11 protein-coding genes are annotated in these 14,014 nt (G+C 61.4%); 2 read left to right on the top strand and 9 right to left on the bottom strand.

Going from position 1 to position 14,014, the window contains the following annotated elements; all coding sequences use genetic code 11:
* Window positions 1-121 precede the first annotated feature (121 nt).
* A complete protein-coding gene (locus ACFPB1_RS02270) occupies window positions 122-958 on the bottom strand; it encodes an SDR family oxidoreductase (RefSeq protein ID WP_379221421.1) in 837 nt (278 codons plus the stop codon).
* A 96-nt stretch (window positions 959-1,054) separates the two neighbouring features.
* On the opposite strand from ACFPB1_RS02270, the gene ACFPB1_RS02275 reads away from it, so the two are divergent.
* Together ACFPB1_RS02275 and ACFPB1_RS02280 are read left to right on the top strand one after the other, a co-directional pair.
* Complete coding sequence (locus ACFPB1_RS02275; protein WP_379221423.1) at window positions 1,055-1,486, top strand: MerR family transcriptional regulator; 432 nt, start codon at window positions 1,055-1,057, stop codon at window positions 1,484-1,486.
* Between the two features lie 57 nt (window positions 1,487-1,543).
* Window positions 1,544-3,478 (top strand): glycosyl hydrolase family 18 protein, encoded by a 1,935-nt coding sequence (locus tag ACFPB1_RS02280; RefSeq protein WP_379221425.1) that lies wholly within the window; start codon window positions 1,544-1,546, stop codon window positions 3,476-3,478.
* Window positions 3,479-3,618: 140 nt separating this feature from the next.
* Here the strand turns inward: ACFPB1_RS02280 and ACFPB1_RS02285 are convergent, their stop codons facing one another.
* The 8 genes from ACFPB1_RS02285 to ACFPB1_RS02320 all read right to left on the bottom strand — a co-directional run bounded on the left by ACFPB1_RS02285 (window position 3,619) and on the right by ACFPB1_RS02320 (window position 13,941).
* On the bottom strand, window positions 3,619-4,995 hold the full coding sequence (locus ACFPB1_RS02285; RefSeq protein ID WP_379221427.1) for an LLM class flavin-dependent oxidoreductase: 1,377 nt from the start codon (window positions 4,993-4,995) through the stop codon (window positions 3,619-3,621).
* A 26-nt stretch (window positions 4,996-5,021) separates the two neighbouring features.
* Window positions 5,022-7,244, bottom strand: a complete 2,223-nt coding sequence (locus ACFPB1_RS02290; protein ID WP_379221429.1) for an SfnB family sulfur acquisition oxidoreductase — start codon at window positions 7,242-7,244, stop codon at window positions 5,022-5,024.
* Between the two features lie 23 nt (window positions 7,245-7,267).
* Entirely contained in the window at window positions 7,268-8,647 is a 1,380-nt protein-coding gene (locus ACFPB1_RS02295) for an LLM class flavin-dependent oxidoreductase (RefSeq protein WP_379221431.1), read from the bottom strand.
* 21 nt (window positions 8,648-8,668) lie between these two features.
* On the bottom strand, window positions 8,669-9,334 hold the full coding sequence (locus ACFPB1_RS02300; RefSeq protein WP_379221433.1) for a methionine ABC transporter permease: 666 nt from the start codon (window positions 9,332-9,334) through the stop codon (window positions 8,669-8,671).
* The gene (locus ACFPB1_RS02305; protein WP_379221435.1) at window positions 9,327-10,097 is read right to left on the bottom strand and encodes a methionine ABC transporter ATP-binding protein; all 771 of its coding nucleotides are present in this window, start codon (window positions 10,095-10,097) and stop codon (window positions 9,327-9,329) included. Before ACFPB1_RS02305 ends, ACFPB1_RS02300 begins: the two co-directional genes overlap by 8 nt.
* An 18-nt stretch (window positions 10,098-10,115) precedes the next feature.
* A complete protein-coding gene (locus ACFPB1_RS02310) occupies window positions 10,116-11,006 on the bottom strand; it encodes a MetQ/NlpA family ABC transporter substrate-binding protein (RefSeq protein WP_379221437.1) in 891 nt (296 codons plus the stop codon).
* Window positions 11,007-11,051: 45 nt separating this feature from the next.
* The gene (locus tag ACFPB1_RS02315; RefSeq protein ID WP_379221439.1) at window positions 11,052-12,335 is read right to left on the bottom strand and encodes an acyl-CoA dehydrogenase family protein; all 1,284 of its coding nucleotides are present in this window, start codon (window positions 12,333-12,335) and stop codon (window positions 11,052-11,054) included.
* Window positions 12,336-12,483: 148 nt separating this feature from the next.
* Window positions 12,484-13,941 carry a 4-hydroxyphenylacetate 3-hydroxylase family protein gene (locus tag ACFPB1_RS02320; RefSeq protein ID WP_379221441.1) on the bottom strand — a complete coding sequence of 486 codons (1,458 nt, stop codon included), beginning with the start codon at window positions 13,939-13,941 and terminating at the stop codon, window positions 12,484-12,486.
* Window positions 13,942-14,014: the final 73 nt, after the last annotated feature.

Genomic DNA, 14,014 nt, shown 5'->3' on the forward strand with positions numbered 1-14,014 from the left:
TGTTTATTAGATAGTATCATCCGCCTGCCGACCGGTCAAAGCAAGAGCACGAAAGCCGTAACCCTAACAAATAACCATCGCCAACAGGCGATGGTTATTTGCCGTGCGCTTCAACGGCGAGTTAACGCGATAACGCGAAATAATGATCTTGCTCCAGATCCGCTAGAAGTCCGGGATGGACCGGCTTCCAGCCGAGCAGCTCCTTCGTCGCCTCGCCGGATCTGGCCAAGTCAAGCGACGCGACCATGCCTACGAAACCGATGACCGCTTGCGCTTCTTCAGGCGAGATGCCGACGACCGGCACATTCAAGCGGCGGCCGATCGCGCCGGCGATGTCGCGGAACGGAATGCCTTCGTCGCCCACGCCGTCGAGCCGCGACCCTGCGGGCGCGGATTCTACGGCGAGCCGGAATAACGCCGCCGCATCCAAGCGATGAATCGCCGGCCAGCGGTTCGAGCCGTCTCCGATGTAAGCCGAAGCGCCTCGTTCCCGGGCGGCCCGGATCAATTGCGGCACGAAGCCTTTATCCCCTTCGCCATGAACGGAAGGCGCAAGCGACACGATCGAGGCTCGCACGCCCTGTTCGACGAACGCCAGCGCCGCATCCTCCGATGCTTGGCCATTCGCATGAGCGGTAATGACGAGCGGTTTGCCGGAGCCCGCCAGCCCCTCTCCCATGGCTTGAACCGCGCGAAGATCCGCGGCCAGCGATGCGCCGAAATTCGCGAAATCGTGATTGAAGGCCAAATGAATGACGCCGTCCGAAGCGGCCGCGCAGCGGCGCAGGACGTCCGGCTCCTCTATTACGCCGCGAGCCGCTTCGGCTCCCAACGCCTCCAATACTTGAGCACCGTGCGCCGAACGGGTCAGTCCAACGACGCGGTGGCCCGCTCCGATGAGTTCGCGGACAACGGCCGTACCGATATAACCTGAAGCACCTGTAACGAAAATACGCATAATCTTTAACGCCTCCTTCAGCATTTGACGAAGCTACGCCTTCAGTCTAAACTATGAAGTGAACTCTAAGGCAAGCGGTTGGAGGCAGGTGATCGGATGAAAATTCAAGAGCTGGCAGACTTGATGGGTCTAACCCCCCACACCATTCGTTATTACGAGAAGGAAGGCTTGCTTGACGGCAGGCATATTCAGCGGGAGAAGAATAATTACCGCACTTACTCCGACGATGCCATCGAGCGGTTAAAGCTGATCAAGAAATTTCAAGGCATCGGCTGCTCGTTGGCGGAGCTGAAGACGATCTTGCGGGATCACGATACGAACGCGCGCACGAATCAAGAAGTCATCGAATGGATTCTTGAGAAGATCCAGGAGATCGAGCGCAAGAAGGACGAATACGATCATATGCTGGAGACGCTGAATTGGATGCTGACCTACAGAAGGCTGCTGATCGAAGATCCGCGGCAAGCCGAGGCGATGATGGCGGACTATCGACTAAGCATGAACAGCAATGGTCGAAATTTGTCGTAATAGCGCAACTCGAAGCCATTCTTCGCGTACAACCTTCCTAGCATTATGGGAAGAGGAGTGGTATTCATTCGCGCATTAACATGGACGGCGCTGACCGCCGTCTTGCTCGTCACGCAAACCGGATTGGGCGCCGCGGCGGCGAACGCCGAAAGCGCCGCCATCAAGAACGTAACGAAGTATCGCGTCTATCAAAACGACAAAGCGCTGCAAGAGTTTTCGTCCCCCGGAAGCGCAATCGCGTACGCGGGCTCGTTTTCGTCCAGCCATGTCGAAAAGGCCGCCGACCGTTCGTGGATCTGGGATAATCTCCCGCGCTACAAGGTGTATGTGAACGGGTTCTCTAAGGTCTCGTACGAGTTCAGAACGCTTGCGCAAGCCAAGACATTCGCGGACAAGCAGCCCTTCGCCCAAATCCGCGATCTGGAGAAGCCAGGCTGGATATCGGCCGTATATGCCAACTACAGGCTGTACCAGGGCGACCGGACGCTCCCGAACTGGAGCTTCGCCACGCATGCCGAAGCCAAGCACGCGGCGGCGGCGTACGGCAACGTACATATCATCGAGTTGTCGTCCAATCAATGGGTGTGGGACAATCTGTCGGACGCCGAGAAGCGGGAGCAGCGGGCGCGGCCGCCCGTCTATGACATCGTTTTGCCGGACGGCGGCCCGTCAGGTACTCCCAAGTACGCGTTCCTGCTGGATGCCATTCGGGCTTCCGCGAAGATGCCGGGCAGTAAGGTATTCAACACGGCCACGAATGCAGCGGTGTTCTCGAATGTCCCCGCCTTTGCCGTCAAGCAGAACGGCACGACGGTACAATCGTTTTACGGTCTTACCGGGGCGCTAGCGCTCGCTAAGCAGCTGCCCGGCGCCGCGATCGAAAGCGAGGGGCGCGAATGGTGGACGAACGTGCCGTATCTGACGGTCACGCAGAGCGGGAAGCCGCTCCGGTCCTTCCATACACGCAAAGCCGCAGTCGAATATGCCTTGAAGTTCAGCGATTCCGCCATCGTCGCGGCAGACGGCCGAAAGCTATGGAGCAATGAGAAGCGGCTCGTCTATCTGGGCTGGAACGGCTCGGCGAAGACGCAGACCGTGCTGGCGCAGATCAGACCCGCCCAAGGATTGGACGATGCCGCGCCCGATTGGTTCGAGCTGGGGGCGGCCGACGGAACGCTGGTCGACGATTCGGATCCCGGATTGGTCAAGGCCCTGCGAAGCTCCGGGACCAAGCTGACGCCGACCGTCCGCAATCAGAACGATCCGAAGCTGACCAGCGCGTTCCTCCGCAATCCGGATGGCCAAAGCCGGTTTGCCGCTTCGCTCGTGAAACGGATGTCCGCGCTTGGCGCAGCCGGCATCAATCTCGATTTCGAGATGGTCGCCGCAGGGGATCAGGCGCCGTACACGGCGTTCGTCCGGCAATTGACCGAAGCCGCGCACCGCAGCAAGCTGGCGGTCACCATCGATCTGCCCCGCGGGGATGTCAAGTGGGACCCCTATTCCGGTTACGACCGGCGCAAGCTCGGCGAAATCGCCGACCGGGTGGTCATTATGGCGTACGACCAGCATTGGCGCGGCAGCGAGGAAGCCGGATCGGTCTCCGAGCTGCCGTGGGCCGAGCAAGGCATTAAGAATTATTTGGCTTACGGCATTCCGGCAAGCAAGCTGATGCTCGGCATTCCCTTCTACGTCCGTGACTGGACGCTTGGCGCGGACGGCAAGCTGCTAAGCAGCAAGGCGATTACCATGGCGGCCATACCCGCGCTCATCAAGCATACGCAGGCTGCAGGCGTCTACGATCCGTTGTCCAAACAGATCAAGTACACCTACAAGCAAGACAGCTATACGCATGTTTTTTGGGCGGAAACGCCGGATACGGTACAAGCCCGCATCCGCCTCGTCAAGCAATACGGATTGGCCGGAATTGCAGCCTGGAGACTCGGTTACGAGAGCCCGGACATGTGGACGATGATGCTCCGGCAGAAATAGCTCCTATTCGCCGGCGATACGATAAAGGCAGTTTACCGGAATGGACGCCCTTAGGAGGCGCGCCGTTCAAGTAAACTGCCTTTTGAATTAACCGCGATGGTCAAGGCACGGCAGCTGGAATGAAGCCCGCCTCCGGCCGTTTACCCGTACGCTCTCCGGTACTGCGAGGCGGCATGATCCGCCGGCAGCAGCCGGTTCCCCGTCCCGAAGAGCTTCTCCCTGAGCGTCCCGGGCTCATATTCGGTCTGATAGACGCCGCGGCGCTGAAGCTCGGGAACGACTAGGTCGACGAACTCCCGCAGGCTCCCCGGCGTGATCAGATGGGCGAGGTTGAACCCGTCCAGCCCCGCCTCCTCCAGCTGCTCCTGCATGCCATCCGCAATATCCGCCGGCGTGCCCACCAGCAATCGCCCCTGCCGGCGGTCCAGCGTTCCGATCCGCTCCATGACTTCCTTCACCGTAAGCTGGTTCGGAGCGTGCTTCGTATATTGGGCGGCTCTGCTCTGCCCATGGTCGGTCGCCCGGTAAGCGAGCACCTCATCCGGCGCGTACGCCGACAAATCATAGCCGCTGGAGCCTCCGAATTGGGCCAGCGCCGCCTCCCCGCTCCATAGGGCCGCATACTCCTTCAGCTTGTATTCCGCTTCCGCTCTCGTATGGCCGACGATCACGTTCAGTCCCGTGAACATTTTGATGCGCTGCGGATCCCGGCCCAGTCGCTCCGCCTCGTTCCGGATCGCTTCAATATTCGACCGGAGCGAAGCCGCGGAGCTGCCTCCGACGAAGACGCATTCCGCATGCTTGGCGGCGAAGCCGCGGCCCCGATCCGAGCTCCCCGCTTGGTACAGGACCGGCGTGCGCTGCGGCGAAGGCTCGCTCAAATGCGGTCCGGGCACGTTGAAGAACCGGCCTTCGTGGTCGATGCGATGGACTTTCCCCGGTTCCGCGTACACGCCGCGCGCGGCGTCCCGCACCACCGCATCCGCTTCCCAGCTGCCTTCCCAGAGCTTATAGACCACCTCCAGGAACTCATCGGCGAGCTCGTACCGGTCGTCGTGCCGAATCATCTCGTTCAAGCCGTGATTCAAGGCGGCGTTCGGCAGGTAAGACGTCACGATATTCCACGCGATTCTGCCGTTCGTCAGGTGATCCAGCGTCGAGAAGCGCCTTGCGTGCGCGTAAGGATGCTCGTACGTCGTCGTGACGGTAACGGCAAACGACAAATGCTCCGTCACGGCGACCATCGCCGGCACGATCAGCGCCGGATCGTTCAGCGGCACCTGCACGGCATCGCGGATGGAGGGATCCCGGCTCTGCTTATAGACGTCGTAGATGCCGACCACGTCCGCCAGGAACAACGCGTCAAACCTTCCCCGTTCCAGCAGCCGGGCCATCTCGGCCCAATACGCCAGCTCGGTATAACGGTGCCGCTCGCTGTCCGGATGCTTCCATAACCCGTGCGAATTGTGCATCGCGCCGTTCATATCGAACGCATTCAGGATGATTCGTTTCCCCATCGCTCGTGCCGCCTTTCTCTTGCGTCCTAAATTTTGTACTCGTGGTAGACCCCGTTCAAGAACCATTTGCCGACATGGTGCAGCTTCAGCCGGGCCGGATCGTGAAGGGTATGGATGCGTACGTTGCGCCAATGGCGGTCCAAATTATATTTGCGGTCCATGGAGGACGTGCCCGCGACTTCGAAGAGCGCGTTCGCGATCTCGATCGCCGTCTCCGTCGCGAGCCACTTCGCCGAGTCGACGGTCAGCGCCGCATGTCCGGCCGTTTGCGCGTTCAATTCAGCTTTGGCAGCGTCGATGGCGTCCGCGGCGCGGTCCAGCAGCGCTTCGGCGGCCTGCAGCCGAATGCCGAGCTCCCCGAAGCGGCGGATGAGGTCGGGCTCCTCGGCTGCCGTCGCGACGCCGCTGCCGTATGCGGGGCGCGTATAGGTCCGCACGAAAGCCGCGGCATCCTCCAAAGCCGCGCGCGCAATGCCGATATCGATCGCCGCATGCATAATCTGACCGAACGCCGAGAAATATTGCGGGCCTTCGAAGATTCGCCAATGCGGCAGCACGTGCTCCTCCGGTACCTGCACGTCCCGGAGCACGACGCTGCCGCTCGCGGTCGTTCGCTGGCCGATGCCCGACCAATCGTCCAGCACGGTGACGCCGGGCGCGTGCCGCGGCACGAAGGCGGTCATCCGTTGTTCCGCTTCGTTCAGGGCGGTGACGGGAATCCAGTGCGCGTACAGCGCGCCCGTCGTATAATACTTGCTGCCGTTCAGCACATACGCGTCGCCTCCATCCGAGGCGCGAAGCGACGTCGCGATTTTTCTGGCGCCTCCGCCGCGGTTTCGTTCCGCGAGACCGTTGCCGAACTGGGCGCCCTGCATCACTTCTTCGAAAAAGAAGCGCTTCTGCTCCTCGCTGCCGATCAATTCGATCGTCTTGACGAAAAAATGATGGTTCTGCGGGATTTGGCCGATGGATCCGTCGGCATGGGAGATGTGCTTGAAAATGTCCACGAGCGTTCGCGTGCCGACCTCGGGCCCGCCGTAGGCTTTGGGCACGACCAGTCCGAGCAGGCCCAGCTCGGCCAGCCGCCGCATCTCGCGCAGCGGAAGCTGGCGTCCGCGGTCGCGGTCCGAAGCGCCGGGCCGGATCTCGTCCGCGAACGCGCGCGCCGCAGCCAGCGCCTCCTCGTCGCTTCGCAAGCGATGCGCCCGCGGACGCTCGCGGAAGAACGCAAGCGGCAAATCCCGCTCCGCATACCGGGTGAGCGGCTCCCGCTGAGGCCGCTCGATCTCTCCGCCGTCCGCGAGTTCGACCGCCCTCCGCTGAAGCGCCTGGCCCTCGGCGGCGTCGAGCGTTACCTCGCCCTGCAGCCACCCGCCGGTTTTCAGCTCTTGATGAAGGCGAACGAATCGATTCCATTTCGAATCGGTCACGGCAACGCCGAATTGGCGATGTAGCTGCTCCGAGAACAGCGAACCGATCGAAGACTCGGGAACGCCGAGCTGCGCGGCCGCCAGCCGGTTCGCTTCTTCCGGATGACGCATGGCCCATTCGGCGGCCAGATGGAGATGACCCAGCACGCGTTCGACCGTGTCCCGCTCCTCCCGCAGCCACCGAGCCGAGACGAGCAGCACGGTCAGCTCCGGGGTGACGGGGCGAAAATCTTCCAGCTCCCGGACCTCCAGCCAGCGCCGCGCTTCGATCGCGACTTGGCGTTCCACATACACGGCTTCCGCTTCGCCCTGCACTAGCGACCGCAGCGATCTTCGCCCTGCGCCCGCCTCACCCTCAACCTTCGCGCTTGCCAGCTCCATCAACGCCGGTCTGCCCGCGGATGGGCCCGCCTGTCCCAGCACTTCGCCGAGCTGCCGGGCGGCCTCCCGCTTGAGCAGGCCGAGCTTCGCCGGATCGTCCTCCGCGATCCCGATGACCGCCCCGTTCAGATCCGCCGCGGAACGCAGCGCGGAATCCGAACGCACGAGGATCGCATGCCGCCGCTCCGTCAACTGAAGGCCGATGACCGCGGCGTCTTCCCCCGCGGCGAGCCGCCGGAGCGCCCGGACGGGGTGTTCGAACGCGAGATAATCGTCATGCCCCGGTTGCCGGAGCAGCCGGTAAGACCCGGCATCCCGCGTCACCGGGATGCCGCTGCGGCGCAGATCCAAGGGCAGCTCCCCGAGGGAATACGCGAGCGCCAGCCCATGAGGCACGCTAGGCTCCGCGGCAGACAGCGCTTCTACATGTATCGACATCCTGATCCTCCTGTCCTGTCCTGTCAGGTCATGGTAGTTTGCTTGCGATAAGCCGCGCCGGGGTGGTCTTGAGGCAGCCGGCGGACTCCAGCGCCGAACAAGCGCTCCCGCAAGGTCTCCTCCTCGTATTCCTCCCGGAACAACCCCCTGCGCTGCAGCACGGGCACGACCAGCTCGATGAAATCCCGCAGCGTATCGGGCGAGAGAATCTGGATGACGTTGAAGCCGTCAACGCCGGCCTCTTCTACCCAATATTCGATGCGGTCGGCGACCTCCTCCGGCGTCCCGACGGCGAATAATCCCCGTCCGCCGAGCGTCCCCAGCGTCTCCTTGATTTCGCGAACCGTTTTGGGCCGCGGGCTGTCCTTCGTGAATTGGGCCGCAGCCGTCCGCCCGTGGTCCGTCTCCGCGTAGGTCAGCACCTCGTCCGGCGCATAAGCGGACAGATCGTACCCGCTTCCGCCGCCGTAATGCGCCAGCACGCCTTCCAGGCTGTACAGCGCTTGAAAGCTCTCGAGTTTACGCTGCGCTTCCTCGCGCGTCCTGCCCACGATCGCAAGCAAGCCCGTCATCAGCTTGATATGCGCGGGATTCCTACCAAGGGCGGCGGCTTGCTTGCGAATGTCGGCCGCGTTGCGCTTCAAGGCTTCCGTGCTTCCGCCCCCCAGGAAGACGGCCTCCGCGTGCTTCGCGGCGAACGCGCGCCCGCGCGAAGAGCTGCCGGCCTGATAGATGACCGGCGTCCGCTGCGCGGAAGGCTCGCTCAGATGCGGACCGGCCACCTGAAAGTAACGTCCCTCGTGGTTGATGAGATGGACCTTCCCGGGATCCGTGTAGATCCCCCGCCCGACGTCGCGAATGACCGCATCGTCCTCCCAGCTGCCCTCCCACAGCTTATACGAGACGTCCAGGAATTCATCCGCGATCTCATAGCGCTCGTCGTGGGCGATCATGCGATGCAGCCCGAAATTCCGGGCCGCGCTGGGCAAGTAGGACGTGACGACGTTCCACGCCACCCTCCCGTTGGTCAAATGATCAAGCGTCGACATCCGTCTCGCATGCGCGAAGGGCTTCTCGTACGTCGTGGAGAACGTGACGGCGAAGCCAAGGCGACTCGTCGCGAGCGCCATCGGAGGGACAACGAGCAGCGGGTCGTTGCAAGGAATTTGCACCGCCTCGCGAATGGCCGTCTCCGGTCCTTGCTTGTACACATCGTACACCCCGACGACGTCCGCCAAGAACAGTGCGTCGAACTTTCCGCGTTCGAGCAGCTCCGCCAGCTCCGTCCAATAGCGGATATCCGTGTAGCGGTGGCGGTTGTTCGCCGGATGACGCCACAGGCCGTGCACGATGTGGCCGACGCAGTTCATCTCGAACGCGTTGAGATGAATCTTTTTAGGCATGTTCCGTCCCCCTTTCTTTTCTTATAAGCGTTTATCTAACTTGCGCACGATGTAGTTGCCGGTGAACTGGAAGACTTGCACGAACAGCACCATGATGATGATCGTCACGAACATGACGTCGGTCTCATAGCGGTAGTATCCGTACCGGATGGCGAAATCGCCGATGCCTCCCCCGCCGACAAGCCCCGCGACCGTCGAGTAGGACAAGAAACTGACCGTGACGATCGTAATCGAATTGGCGATCCCGGAGCGGGCTTCCGTGTACAGCACCTTCCATACGATTTGAAATTTATTGGCGCCCATCGATTCGGCGGCTTCCACGACGCCGCGGTTGACGTCCAGGAGAATCTGCTCGATGAACCGGGCGAAGTACGGCACGGCGTTAATAATCATGGGTACGGTCGCGGCCGTCGTCCCGAGCGCCGTGCCTACGAGGAGGCGGGTGAACGGGATAATCGCGATCATCAGGATCAGAAACGGAAAGGACCGCATGATATTGACGAAACCGTTGAGAACGACGTAAAACTTCGGCCATTTCAAAAACGAATTCGGCCGGGTCAGGAATAAGATGGTGCCGAGCGGCGTCCCGATCGCAACCGCGATGGGGATCGTCAGAACCAGCATGTATAACGTCTCGAGCAGCGCCTGAATCAATTCAGGCCATGCCGTGCCGACATGGCTAAGCATAGCTCGCCTCCAATTCCCGCTCCAAGGCGATTTCGTTCTTGAACAAATATTGCGCGATCGGCGATTGCGGCACGATGTTCTTCTCGCGCAAGTCGAACTTCTCAACGATCTTGCCGTGCTCCATGACGGCGACCTTGTTGCATATCGCCTTCACCACGTTCATCTCGTGCGTCACGATGACGATGGTGATGCCCAAATTGCGGTTGATATCCTGAAGCGCGGCCAGGATGCTGCCCGTCGTTTGCGGGTCCACCGACGAGGTCGGCTCGTCGCACAGCAGAATCTTCGGGCTGCCGGCCAGCGCCCGGGCTATCGCGACCCGCTGCTTCTGCCCGCCGCTTAATTTGGCCGGATATGCCTTGGCCTTGTCGGACAAGCCGACCATCTCCAAGCAGCTCTCGATGCGCGGCCTGCGCTCGGCTCGGGGAACCTTGGCGATCTCGAGCGGGAAGCTGACGTTGTCGTAGACGTTGCGGTTATTGAGCAGGTTAAAATGCTGAAAAATCATGCCGATCTCCAGCCGTCTCTTCCGCAGCTCGCGCAGCGGCAGCGCGGTGAGCTCTTCGCCGTCGACGACCACGGTCCCCTCGTCCGGCCGTTCCAACAAATTGATCGTGCGCAGCAGCGTCGATTTGCCGGCGCCGCTGAAGCCGATCAGCCCGTAAATATCGCCCTGCTCCACGGTAAGGGAAGCGGAGGATACCGCATGCAGCGGTCCCCCGGCCGTCTCGAACGTCTTGCTGATGTTGTCCAGGGTGATCATGATAAGCCCCTCCCATCGTTACTTATTCAGATAATCCAGGCTCTCTATGGCATCGCCGTATTTTTCCTTGTAAAAGTCTTTAATCGCTTGGCTCTCGTACGCTTTTTGGAGCGCCTTGATCTTCGGCGTGCCGAGCAGCTTATTGTTCACGGCCACGATCCCTTTGTACGGCAAGTCTTTGCCGTCTTCCAGCGCCAATGCGTCCTGCTTGGGCTTATAGCCGATTTGAACGGCCGTGCCTGCAAACAGAAAGCCTACGTCGACGTCGTCCAGCGTCCGCTGCAGCATCAATTGATCGACTTCCTTGAATTTGTAGCGATGCGGGTTGTCGGTAATGTCTTTCAGCGTGGTATGGATGACGTCCACGCCGTCCTTCAGCTTCAGCAGCCCGAGATCGCGCAGCATGAACAAGGCGCGGCCGTTGTTCGCCGGATCGACGGGAATGCCGATCAGGGCGCCGTCGGGAACGTCTTTGAACGACTTATACTTTTTGGAATACAGCCCGGAGGGCGTGAACGTGGTATAGAAGGCTCTGGAGATGTTTTTCAGGCCCTGATCCTTGACGAACTGATCGAAATACGCCTCGTGCTGGAACGAGTTCGTATCCGCTTCGCCGTCGTTGACGATCTTGTTCGGCTGAATGATGTCATTCACGACGACATAATCCAACGTATAGCCGTCTTTGGCTAACTCGGTTTTTAAAATTTTCACGATCTCGCTGTTAAACCCCGCGTCGCTCATCACATGATGAATGATCTTATCCTCCGGGTTCTCGGCTGCGGACTTTCCGTTCCCCGTGCCTGCCGTTGTGCCCGCGGCCTGGTCCGAATTTCCCTTCCCGCATGCCGCGGCCAGGAAAGTCAGGGCGAGGACGAGCATAAGCGCGGTCAATCGAATGGGTTTCTTCATCCTTCTACGACTCCTTTTGAATGGATTTATAGGAAAGCCTCAAGACTAGGACGGCGGGCTGTGCCGGACGTCGCTGTCCCCAGTTGTCTGGTCGGTATGTAAGGGGGAGCCGATGCCCGTCTGCCAGGCGAAAGGCGGGCGCGTGCCGTTCACGGCATAATCGCCCACGATCCGTTCCTTGTAGATCAGCGGATTATGGGAGGCGATCGTCCGGGCATTGCGCCAGTACCGGTCCAGCGCCTTGGAGCGGATCGTCGCCGATGCGCCCAGCGCATCGAATAGCGCGGCCACGGCTTCAAGCACCAGCGCGGCCACGACCGTCTGCGCTTGCGCGACTTCGATCTCCGCCTCGACGCTCGTGCTGTCCGCGGATGCGTCATCCTCCCCGTCGTGCGCTTCGTCCGCGCGCCGCACGGCCTCGGCCGCCTTCTGCACGATGGCCCCCGCCGCGTAGGCCTGGCTATGCACGCGTCCCGCGACCTGCAGCACTTGCGGATCCTCGCTCGATCGGCCGGCGGCCGCGTGCGAATACGTGCGCCGCCGTTCGGCGATCGCCGCCGCGACGTCGCCTGCCGCCGCGCGGGCGATTCCGGCCAGCGTCGCCAGATGAACCATTTGGGCGAACGCCGCCGCGTACTTCGGATAGGTATCCCGCGCGAACACGTCGTCCGGTTCGACCGGCGTCTCCCGGAACACGGTCGTGCCGCTTCCCGTAAGCGTCTGCCCGAAGCCCTCCCAATCATCCGCGATCTCCACGCCGCCGGCCGTCGACGGGACCAGCGCAGTAACGATGTCGCCTTGATCGTCCGTGGCGCCGACGACGATCCAATCGGCGTACAGGGTTCCCGTGGAATAGAACTTCGTGCCGCTTACCCGCAGGCGGCCCTCCTGCGCGGTCAATGTCGTCGCGTAACGCCCGACCGGCGCGCTGCCGGTCTCCGTTAACGCGTTCCCGACGATCGCGCCATCCGCGATGCGCCGCAGCCACCTTCGCCGGCGTTCGCCATCCGGCAAGTGGAGAATCCGTTCGACGAATCCGAAGTGTATGCGGAGCGCCTGCGTCACGTTGGAATCGGCTTCCGACAACTCGATCAGCAGCTGGAACAGCTCGGGAATCGAGGCGCCATAGCCCCCCTCCTCCACGGGAACGCGCAGGGCGCCGAATCGCTTCGCCTTCAGCCCATGAATCTCTTCGTGCAGCAGCTTCCGGTTCAGCTCGCGTTCGACCGCGCCGGCGCGAATGCGCCGAAATTCGGGTCTGAACCGTTCGGCCAGCTGCTCGTACGCGGCCGACGGACCGCGTCCCCACACCGCGTTACGCTGTCCCATGCCGCGCCTCCTCGCTGCCTGCTCCATACGCTGCCATGAATCCGAACACTTCTGCTTCCATCGTCCACACTGCCTTTCCTCATAAATAAAAGAGACCTGCTGCCCTTATGGGGCTGAAGGTCTCCGGTGGTCCGGTCGAACGGTTATGCTATATAGGGGCGGCAGCGCCGCGCTTGGCGGAGTCTTGGATCAGCTTCCAGATCGGGGCCGTCAGACTCTCCTTGTCGGACGACAAGTACTGGTTCGCGTAGCCCCGCACCGGATCCCCGGCGTAAAAGCGTTCGTACAGCTCATGCCTGGCGCCCAAGGGACTTCCGATCAAGTCCCAGGCGAGCTTGAACAGCCGGACCTTCTTCTCCGCGCTGACCGTCGCACCCTCGAAATATTGACTCATCAGGTCCGATATCGTGCCGTAGAAGTCCTCGATGCTGGAAGGGACTTGCACGAATCCGCCGCCGCCGACCTGCTGTAGGATATCGACCGCGCGCGGATAAAACTTCGTCCCGATGTTTCGGGCCGTATGGATGTAGGACAGCTCCGGGACGAGCACGCCGTTCCCGTCGAATGCAGCTTGCGTCTCGGAAGCGATGACGAGGGCTTTCATGCAATCGATTTGCGTCAGCAGCTCGCCGAGTTTCTCTTGGATATGCAGATAACCGGCAACCCCGATCGCCTCCGCAATCGCAAACGTCACCCCGGCAATAAATTCGAGCTTGGCGACATAGCGGACGATATTTTGGTGAAACGCAAGAGCATTCGCGGTCGTGTTCGCCCTCAGCGCCATCACCTTCGCGGGGTCGCCGTACAGCAGGACGCGTTCCCAAGGGATCAGGACGTCATCGAAGAAGAGAACCGCGTCCATCTCGTCGTACCTCGCGCTAATCGGCGAATCGTGCTCGTTGTCGCTGGCGAACGACTGCCGGCACACAATATGCAGGCCCGGCGAATTCGCGGGAACGATCAGGACATGGGCATGCTCCCGGTGCGCCTGTTCCAGCTTGAGAAACGAGAAGATCACGAAATCATGCGTGTACGGCGCGCCGGTGGCGATCATTTTCGCACCCCGGACCACGATACCTTCGCTCGTTTCCTTGACGACGTGCAGGAATCGCGATGCAATGCGGTCATCGTCCAGGCCGCTGGAGCGGTCGATCTGAGGATCGATAATGGCGGTCGTCAAGAACAGATCGTTGTCCCGGGCCGTTTCGTAATACGCCGCGATTTTGCCGGCAAAGCCGGGCTCCAAGCGCTCCACCTCATGGCGCGCCGCGTACCAGCCGGTAACGAACGAACGCGCGTAGTCCGAAAGCCGGCTCATCATCCCGTTGCACTGTTTGGACCAGAAGGCAAAGGATTGACTTCGCTGGGCGAGCTGCCCCGGGGTATGGGGAACCAAGAACGAGCTGTGCGCGTAGGCTTCCCGGCCCTCGACCCGGTATCCGGCCTGATCGCGAAGCAGCGGATCGTCCAGCGTATTGAAGAGATAGCGGATCGTGCCCAGCGTCCCGCGAAAGGCGGGATGCGTCTCGAGCCCGGTCACCTTGCTTCCGTTTAGCCACACCGTCCGCCCGTCGTTCAGGCTTTTCAAAAAGGCATCGCCTCTCACTTGTTCACCTCCTTTATCAATACTTATAATTCCGATTTGTTAACTCAGGTATTGGGATTGGGTATATCTTACT

This window comes from Paenibacillus sp. GCM10023250 (assembly GCF_042653205.1).
Lineage (GTDB): Bacteria > Bacillota > Bacilli > Paenibacillales > Paenibacillaceae > Paenibacillus_Z.

What these genes read in the sequence shown, in the direction of transcription:
- ACFPB1_RS02270 (WP_379221421.1), bottom strand. Translation starts at nt 958, where the DNA reads ATGCGTATTTTCGTTACAGGTGCTTCAGGTTATATCGGTACGGCCGTT.
- ACFPB1_RS02275 (WP_379221423.1), top strand. Translation starts at nt 1,055, where the DNA reads ATGAAAATTCAAGAGCTGGCAGACTTGATGGGTCTAACCCCCCACACC.
- ACFPB1_RS02285 (WP_379221427.1), bottom strand. Translation starts at nt 4,995, where the DNA reads ATGGGGAAACGAATCATCCTGAATGCGTTCGATATGAACGGCGCGATG.
- ACFPB1_RS02290 (WP_379221429.1), bottom strand. Translation starts at nt 7,244, where the DNA reads ATGTCGATACATGTAGAAGCGCTGTCTGCCGCGGAGCCTAGCGTGCCT.
- ACFPB1_RS02295 (WP_379221431.1), bottom strand. Translation starts at nt 8,647, where the DNA reads ATGCCTAAAAAGATTCATCTCAACGCGTTCGAGATGAACTGCGTCGGC.
- ACFPB1_RS02300 (WP_379221433.1), bottom strand. Translation starts at nt 9,334, where the DNA reads ATGCTTAGCCATGTCGGCACGGCATGGCCTGAATTGATTCAGGCGCTG.
- ACFPB1_RS02305 (WP_379221435.1), bottom strand. Translation starts at nt 10,097, where the DNA reads ATGATCACCCTGGACAACATCAGCAAGACGTTCGAGACGGCCGGGGGA.
- ACFPB1_RS02310 (WP_379221437.1), bottom strand. Translation starts at nt 11,006, where the DNA reads ATGAAGAAACCCATTCGATTGACCGCGCTTATGCTCGTCCTCGCCCTG.
- ACFPB1_RS02315 (WP_379221439.1), bottom strand. Translation starts at nt 12,335, where the DNA reads ATGGGACAGCGTAACGCGGTGTGGGGACGCGGTCCGTCGGCCGCGTAC.